The 7473-nt window shown below is 69.5% G+C and carries 6 protein-coding genes and 2 tRNA genes; 3 read left to right on the top strand and 5 right to left on the bottom strand.

The genetic code is table 11. The features are described from left to right. From FYW95_RS19180 to FYW95_RS19160, 5 genes are all read right to left on the bottom strand, one after another. Positions 1–307, bottom strand: a 307-nt coding sequence (locus FYW95_RS19180) for a ClpX C4-type zinc finger protein (protein ID WP_305081040.1), incomplete at its 3' end; no start/stop codon positions are given. A gap of 211 nt (positions 308–518) precedes the next feature. Further along, on the bottom strand, positions 519–1178 hold the full coding sequence (locus FYW95_RS19175) for an ATP-dependent Clp protease proteolytic subunit (RefSeq protein WP_159944558.1): 660 nt from the start codon (positions 1176–1178) through the stop codon (positions 519–521). 48 nt (positions 1179–1226) lie between these two features. Continuing rightward, positions 1227–1859 carry a ClpP family protease gene (locus FYW95_RS19170; protein WP_159944559.1) on the bottom strand — a complete coding sequence of 211 codons (633 nt, stop codon included), beginning with the start codon at positions 1857–1859 and terminating at the stop codon, positions 1227–1229. Between the two features lie 203 nt (positions 1860–2062). Beyond that, the gene (tig, locus tag FYW95_RS19165) at positions 2063–3502 is read right to left on the bottom strand and encodes a trigger factor (protein ID WP_159944560.1); all 1440 of its coding nucleotides are present in this window, start codon (positions 3500–3502) and stop codon (positions 2063–2065) included. A gap of 230 nt (positions 3503–3732) precedes the next feature. Beyond that, a tRNA-Pro gene (locus tag FYW95_RS19160) sits at positions 3733–3807 on the bottom strand. 117 nt (positions 3808–3924) lie between these two features. Between FYW95_RS19160 and FYW95_RS19155 the strand changes: the two genes are divergently transcribed. The 3 genes from FYW95_RS19155 to FYW95_RS19145 all read left to right on the top strand — a co-directional run bounded on the left by FYW95_RS19155 (position 3925) and on the right by FYW95_RS19145 (position 7425). Then, positions 3925–3998: transfer RNA gene (locus FYW95_RS19155), tRNA-Gly, on the top strand. A gap of 896 nt (positions 3999–4894) precedes the next feature. Beyond that, entirely contained in the window at positions 4895–5398 is a 504-nt protein-coding gene (locus FYW95_RS19150) for an adenylyltransferase/cytidyltransferase family protein (RefSeq protein WP_159944561.1), read from the top strand. Positions 5399–5562: 164 nt separating this feature from the next. Beyond that, positions 5563–7425, top strand: coding sequence for an ABC transporter ATP-binding protein (locus FYW95_RS19145; RefSeq protein ID WP_159944625.1), 1863 nt, complete (start codon positions 5563–5565; stop codon positions 7423–7425). Positions 7426–7473 lie beyond the last annotated feature (48 nt).

Genomic DNA, 7473 nt, shown 5'->3' with positions numbered 1-7473 from the left:
GACGCTCACCCTCGGACCGCACCCGCTTGTAGTGGTTGTACACCGCCACCGACAACGCCTTCTTGGCCTGCTCCTGCCCGATCACATACGAGTCCAGGAACTCGTAGATCTCCCGCGGCTTGGGCAGGGAGTCCCAGGTGAGCTCGGTGGCGTCGGCGAGTTCCTCTTCGATGATCTCGTTGCACAGATCGATGCACTCATCGCAGATGTACACGCCGGGGCCAGCGATGAGCTTCTTCACCTGCTTCTGGCTCTTACCGCAGAACGAGCACTTCAACAGGTCCCCGCCGTCGCCGATGCGTGCCACCCAGCCACTCCTCAAAACTAAGGCCGCCCCGCCGGTGCCGCTCTCGCGAGGGCCGTACGGAAATCTCCCGTGACACCCGCCGGTCACGGACGAGGCGATCTGTGTGTCGCTCTCCGCCAGACTAAGCGAAAAACCGGACCGGCTTCACCACCGGGCGGCCCCGGGCGGGTCAGAAGGCCGGTCCGGCCCCTACGTCAGGTCGTATCCCGTCTCAGGACTTCAGGGAGGCCTTGCGGTAGGGCAGTACGAAGTCAATGATGCCGTAGTCCTTGGCCTCCTCGGCGGTGAGGATCTTGTCCCGCTCGATGTCCTGGGAGACCTGCTCGACCGAACGCCCGGTGTGGCGGGCCAGCGTGGTCTCCAGCTGCGTGCGGATACGGGTGATCTCGTTCGCCTGGATCTCGATGTCGCTGGCCTGACCGTGCATGCCCTCGGTGGCGGGCTGGTGGATCAGGATGCGGGAGTTGGGCAGCGCGCCGCGCTTGCCCTTGGTCCCGCCCGCGAGCAGGATCGCCGCGGCGGAGGCGGCCTGGCCGATGCACACCGTCTGGATGTCGGGGCGGACGAACTGCATCGTGTCGTAGATCGCCATGAGGGAGGTGAAGGAGCCTCCCGGCGAGTTGATGTACATCTGGATGTCCCGCTCGGAGTCGAGCTGCTCCAGGGTGATGAGCTGGGCCATCAGGTCGTTGGCCGACGTGTCGTCGATCTGGACGCCCACGAAGATGATCCGCTCCTCGAAGAGCTTGTTGTACGGATTCATCTCCTTGACGCCGTAGGACGTCCGCTCCACGTAGGACGGCAGGACGTAGCGGCTCTGGGGAGCCATCGAGGCCGCGCCGCCGATGAGACTGGGGTTGAACTCGGTCATTTCACGCCTTCCACGCACTGTGCCGTTCCTGGGACCAGGTCCGACGGGTCAACTCCGGGACCGCTCGTTGGCCACGTCGAGAGTTCCCTCCAGAACCTCGTCGATGAAGCCGTAGTCCTTGGCCTCCTGCGCGGTGAACCAGCGGTCGCGGTCGGCGTCCTTCTCGATCTGCTCGACCGCCTGGCCCGTGTGCTCGGAGATCTTCTCGATGAACATCTTCTTCACGTACATCAGCTGGTCCGCCAGGATGCGGATGTCGGAGGCGGTGCCCCCGATGCCGCCGGACGGCTGGTGCATCATCACGCGGGTGTGCGGAAGCGCGTAGCGCTTGCCGGGGGCCCCGGCGCACAGGAGCATCTGGCCCATGGACGCGGCCATACCGATACCCACGGTGCGCACGTCGTTGGGGATGTACTGCATGACGTCGTAGATCGCCATGCCCGAGGTCACGGAACCACCGGGCGAGTTGATGTACATGGTGATGTCCCGCTGGCGGTCCTCCGCGGACAGCAGCAGGAGCTCGCCCACCAGGCGGTTGGCGATCTCGTCGTCGACCTGCTGGCCGAGGAAGACGATTCGCTGGCGCAACAGGCGCTGAGGCGTCTGCTCAAGGAAAGGGGAAAACTGCGTCTCCGACGTACGGGCGTCGAATCGCGAGGACTCATCAAAGGTCGGCGGCACTCTCGTCACCTGCTCCGGAATCGAAACGGTTGCGATACAGCGACACTAACGCCGCCCGGCACCGCGCTCGTCCGGATCCCGTCCCTGTTCGCTTTGAGCGCAGGGTGTCGGGCCCCGCGCGCTGGCCCTTCCGCCACCGGCGAACACGAGGGGCCCCGAGCGACCGGGAAGGTCACGCGGGGCCCCTGGTGTCGGGCGTCGGCCTACTTGGCGTCCTCGGGCTTGGCCTCGTCAGCTGCGGCGGCCTCGGCCGGCGCCTCCGCCTCGGCGTCGTCCTCGATGACCTCCAGGGCCTCCTGAGCGGCGACCGCGGCGGCCTTGGCGGCCTGCTCCTCGGTGCTCTCCTGCTCGATGACGTTGCCGTCCTCGTCGGTGACCCGGGCGTTGGCCAGGACCAGGTCCATGGCCTTGCCGCGGACGACCTCGGTGAAGGCCACGCGGATCTGGTTGGACTCGACCAGGTGCTGGGCCAGCTGGTCCGGGCTCACACCCATGCGCTGGGCCTGCTCGAACACGTACTGGCTGAGCTCGCCCTGGTCGGCGCTCAGGTCCTCCTGGATGGCCAGCTGGTCGAGGATGAACCCGGCCTTGACCGCGGAGCGGGCGCCGGTGGTCAGCTCCTCGTCGAACTCCTCCTCGGTCTTGCCCTGCGACTCGAGGTAGGACTCCTTGGTGAGGCCGCTCTGGGCGAGCTGCTGCTCCAGGCTCTGGCGGCGGCGGTTGATCTCCTCGTCGACGACCGCGTCGGGCAGCGGGATGTCGACGGAGTCGATCAGCTTCTCCAGCGCCTTGTCGCGGGCGGCGGAGAGCTGCTGGAGGCGGCGGACCTCGGTCATGCGCTTGCGCACGTCCTCGCGGAGCTCGTCGATGGTGTCGAACTCCGAGGCCAGCTGGGCGAACTCGTCGTCCAGCTCGGGCAGTTCCTTGACCTTCACGCTGTGCACGGTGACGGTGACGTCCGCCTCCTTGCCCTCGTGCTCACCACCGACGAGGGTGGTCCTGAAGGTGGCCTCGCCGCCGGCCTCCATGCCGCGCAGGGTCTCGTCGAGGCCCTCCAGCATGGTGTTGGTGCCCACCTCGTAGGAGTAGCCGCTGACGGCGACGTCCTCGAGCTTCTCACCTTCGACGGCGGCGGACAGGTCGATGGACAGGTGGTCACCGTCCTGGACGGGGCGGTCCACGCCCACGAGGGTGGAGAAGCGCTCGCGCAGGGTGCCGATCTGCTCGTCGACCTGCTCGTCGGTCACCTCGGCGTTGTCGACGGTGACCTCGATGCCCTTGTAGTTCTCGACCTCGAACTTGGGGCGGACGTCGACCTCGGCGGTGAAGGCGAGCTCCTCGTTGTCCTCCAGCTTGGTGACCTCCACGTCGGGCTGGCCGAGCGCGAAGAGCTCCTCCTTCTGGATGGCTTCGTTGTAGAGCTCCGGGACGGCGTGGTTGACCGCTTCACTGATCACCGCGCCGCGGCCGACGTAGCGGTCGATCAGCCGCGCCGGCGCCTTGCCCGGGCGGAAGCCCTTGATCCGGACCTGCTTGGCGAGCGACTTGTACGTCACGTCGAAAGCGTGATCGAGCTCCTCGAAGGGCACCTCGATGGTCAGCTTGACCCGGGTCGGGCTCAGCTCCTCGACATCGGTCTTCACGGGGCGGTACTCCTAGGTTTGCCGGCTGGTGTCCGCGTCGGCCCGCAGGCGCACCACACACGACGGCGAAATGCACGCATACACCCCCCGGCGCGGGTCTTGCGACCACGTCCGGCTGGGGTGCCCTGCGACGGGCTGGGACTTACAGTTTCCTGCTGATCGCACCAAGTCTAGGGCAGATACACAGGGGGCCACGGCGCGCGGCCGGAGCCGCTGCCACGGTGGTTTCGTCGGGGTGGCGGGATTCGAACCCGCGGCCTCATGCTCCCAAAGCATGCGCGCTAACCAAGCTGCGCCACACCCCGTGGACCAAACCAAGGATCGCACCCTCGGAATGAGTGTGCGACCACGGCCTCGGAGACTGTACTCTTGTCTCCGTCGGCTCCAAGAGTCTAGAGGACACTCGAAGTCTCTGGTGCCACGCGGGCGTAGTTCAATGGTAGAACCCCAGCCTTCCAAGCTGGTCATGCGAGTTCGATTCTCGTCGCCCGCTCCACCGCCCCCACCGGGGGGCGACCCCGAACCCCCCGATCACCTGCGCTCCCCGCCGGGGGGCGCCCGGAAGCGGACCGCGGCCATGCGCACACGGTCCGCTTACGCTTTTCCGTCCCCCCGCCCCGCCCGGGCGGGACCCCTGAGTGAACTACCTCACAGTGTGCGGGGAAAGCTTCCGCGACGGGACGAACATCCTCCGGAGTCCCCTTCCCGGGCGGTGGGACACCGGTCGCGAAGGGGTCGTCGGCCACTGGCGTGACAGGTTCCCCAAGCCCGCACGAGCGCACATGGGAAACACCGCGGCGCTGACCGCCAAGGGGCGATGCCCGGTGGTGGGAAGGTCCTCGGGAGAGGCCCCGTCAGGGCTGGTGACCGGGAGAGTTCACGGATTTCCACCACACGCGCCCGCGGTCCTCGCTACCGTCGTGTCGAACACACCGACGCAGACGCGCAGCCCGGGAGGCGGTCAGGATGGCGGGTGCCGGTACGCGGCGGCTCCGGACGCTCCAGGCCCCGTTCCTGGTCCCCGCCCCGAGCGGGGCGGCCGCGACCGCTGTGGATGCGGCCCACACCTCCCGGTGGGGTGCCGAGCACCGGCGGAAACCGCTCACCGGTAAGACCAGAGAGGTGTCCCGGCACGATGCGGCCAGCATCGCGATCGGGCGTGGGGGAGCCCGCCCGCCACGGACCGCGCACACGGTGCGCGTACCCGGGCGGGAAGAGGGAGGACACGGGCGACCAGCGCGTCCGACACCGTTCGGGACACGCGTAGTCTCGAGATGTGGCGTCAGGCGTCACTCCCGGACACGGCTGAGGAACGGTACGTTGACCTTTCGGGCGGACCCGTCGGCGTGATCGGGCACGGGTGCCCTCGGGCTTCGCGGAACGGGTGAACAGATGACGGACACGGACTCCACACACGAGCCGGGTGCCGCCCTGCGCACGCGCTGGATCGAGCACCCCGGCGACCTCGCGCGACCGGCCGTGGTCACCGGCGCCTTCGACGTCCTGCACGTCGGACACGTCCGCTTCCTCCGTGCCATCGCCGACCGCGGGCTCCCCCTCGTGGTGGGCGTGGAGTCCGACGAACGGGTGCGGGCCTGGAAGGGCCCTGGACGCCCGGTCAACCCCGCCGAGGAGCGCGCCGAGACCATCGCCGCCCTGGGCTGCGTCCGGGGCGCCTTCGTCATCGAGGGCTCGCCGGAGATCGTCGACTGGGCGTCCTACGCCGACGCCCTGCGGCCGCTGGCCCCCGCCGCCCTGGCCTACACCGCCGGGGACCGCTACACCCAGGCCAAGGTCCGCGGCGCCGCCGCGCTGGGCGCGCAGGCCTGGGAACTGCCCTTCACCCCCGGCCGCTCCACCACCGCCGCCCTGGGCCGCCTGGCCCACGCCCTCTGAGCCCTGTCCGCTTCGGCTCGGGGCCGGGCCTCGGTGCGCCACCCCCGGGCCGGGAAGCGGCGTCTCCGCGGCGGTGTTGACTACATGCGTGTGTCGGGGCGCGCGTGGCGGCGCGTGCCGGCGCGCGTGGCGAACCGGCGAGCAGAACGAGGCTGTCCATGGCAATGATGTCCGGGAGGCCCTCCTACAGGGCCCTGGTCAACGACGGGAGCGCGAAGGGACAGGAGCTGCCGCCCGGCATCACCCGGCGAATCGTCTCCTACGCCAGCCCGCACTGGCGGACGATCCTGTGCTTCCTGGCGGTCACCGCGGTCGGTTCCGCGATCGTGGTCGCCAACCCGCTGCTGCTCAAGACCATCATCGACCGGGGCATCCTGACCGGGAACTCCTCACTGGTGGTGGGGCTGGCGCTCGTCGCCGCCGGACTGGCCGTGCTGGAGGCCGGGCTGACCCTGCTCGGCCGCTGGCTGTCCTCCCGGATCGGCGAGGGGGTCATCTACCAGCTGCGCACCGAGGTGTTCGGCCACGTGCAGCGGATGCCGGTGGCCTTCTTCACCCGCACGCAGACGGGTTCGCTGATCAGCCGGTTGAACACCGACGTCGTGGGGGCGCAGCGGGCGATCACCTCCGTGTTGCAGTCGGTGGTGTCCAACCTGGTCAGCGCCACCGCGGTGATCGTGACCATGCTCGCACTGTCGTGGCAGGTGACGCTGATCGCGCTGGCTCTGGTCCCCTTGTTCGTGGTCCCCGCCAAGCTCATCGGGCGGCGGCTGGCGCACATCTCCCGTGACGCCATGGACACCAACGCGGACATGAGCTCGCTGATGACCGAGCGGTTCAACGTCGGCGGGGCGATGCTGGTCAAGCTGTACGGGCGCCCCGACGAGGAGTCGGCGGGCTTCGCCCGGCGTGCGGCCCGGGTCCGCGAACTGGGGGTGCGCCAGGCGGTGTTCGGCTCGCTGCTGTTCAGCCTGCTGGGCCTGATCACGGCCCTGGCCATGGCGATGGTCTACGGGGTGGGCGGCGTGCTGGCCATCGGCGGGGCCTTCGAGGTGGGAACGCTGGTGGCGCTGACCACCCTGCTCAGCCGCCTGTACGGACCGGTGACGACGCTGTCCAACGTGCACGTGGAGATCATGACCGCGCTGGTCTCCTTCGACCGGGTCTTCGAGGTGCTGGACCTGGAGCCGGGCATCAAGGAGAGCCCGACCGCCCGGGACCTGCCCGAGGGGCCCGTGGCAGTGGAGTTCGACCGGGTCTCCTTCCGCTACCCGGGTGCGAAGGAGTCGTCGGTGGCGTCGCTGGAGCTGACCCCGCAGGCTCAGGCGGACGAGGACACCCAGGTGCTGAGCGGGGTGTCGTTCCGGGCCGAGCCGGGGACGATGGTGGCCCTGGTGGGCCCCTCGGGTGCGGGCAAGACGACCCTGACCCACCTGGTGTCGCGGCTGTACGACCCGACCGAGGGGCAGGTGCGGCTGGGCGGGCTGGACCTGCGCGAGGCGACCGGGGACTCCCTGCGGTCGACGGTGGGGGTGGTGACCCAGGACGCGCAGCTGTTCCACGACACGGTCGGCGCGAACCTGCGCTACGCCCGGCCCGAGGCGACCGACGCCGAGCTGGAGGAGGTCCTGCGCATGGCCCGGCTGGGACCGCTCCTGGAGCAGCTGCCCAACGGCCTGGACACGATGGTCGGCGACCGCGGCTACCGGCTCTCCGGCGGTGAGAAGCAGCGGCTGGCGATCGCCCGGCTGCTGCTGAAGGCGCCGTCGGTGGTGGTACTGGACGAGGCGACGGCGCACCTGGACTCGGGGTCCGAGGCGGCCGTACAGGAGGCCCTGGCCGTGGCCCTGGAGGGGCGGACCTCACTGGTGATCGCGCACCGGCTGGCGACCGTGCGGGAGGCGGACCAGATCCTGGTGCTGGAGGACGGGCGCATCCTGGAGCGCGGCACGCACGAGGAGCTGTTGGACCAGGGCGGACTGTACACCGCGCTGTACCGGACCCAGTTCGCTCCGCAGCGCCGGTAGGCGGGACGCCGGGCGGACCGGCGCGGGGGCGGGGCCCGCCCCCGCCGG

The organism is Nocardiopsis sp. FR4, from assembly GCF_009830945.1.
In the GTDB taxonomy this organism is placed as follows: domain Bacteria; phylum Actinomycetota; class Actinomycetes; order Streptosporangiales; family Streptosporangiaceae; genus Nocardiopsis.
Note: the sequence above shows the minus strand (reverse complement) of the source record. Positions and strands in the feature narration are given on the sequence as shown.

Bases quoted from the DNA above. Each gene is read 5' to 3' on its own strand.
- FYW95_RS19175 (WP_159944558.1), bottom strand. From the start codon at position 1,178: ATGACCGAGTTCAACCCCAGTCTCATCGGCGGCGCGGCCTCGATGGCT.
- FYW95_RS19150 (WP_159944561.1), top strand. From the start codon at position 4,895: ATGACGGACACGGACTCCACACACGAGCCGGGTGCCGCCCTGCGCACG.
- FYW95_RS19145 (WP_159944625.1), top strand. From the start codon at position 5,563: ATGATGTCCGGGAGGCCCTCCTACAGGGCCCTGGTCAACGACGGGAGC.